1 protein-coding gene is annotated in these 231 nt (G+C 71.4%); it reads right to left on the reverse strand.

The annotated features are described in order from the left end of the window. Nucleotides 1-231, reverse strand: a 231-nt coding sequence (locus SB754_RS23250) for a catalase (RefSeq protein ID WP_410784598.1), incomplete at both ends; no start/stop codon positions are given.

Below are 231 nucleotides of genomic sequence, written 5' to 3' on the forward strand. Positions count from 1 at the left end.
CCGACTGCCCGCCGAACGAGTTGGGAGCGTAGACCGGTGCGTCGGCGGGCGCGAAGCCGTGGCGGCCGGCGCCGTCCTGCGCGTAGTTGTGGACGGGCGCGACCGGGCGGTTGACCGGCAGCTCGTTGTAGTTCGTCCCGACCCGGTAGCGCTGAGCGCCCGGGTAGGAGAAGACCGGCGCCATGAGCATCTTGTCCGGGCTGATGTCGATGCCCGGGACGGTGTTCGCCG

The sequence above is a fragment of the Leifsonia sp. SIMBA_070 genome (assembly GCF_046534635.1).
Lineage (GTDB): Bacteria > Actinomycetota > Actinomycetes > Actinomycetales > Microbacteriaceae > Leifsonia.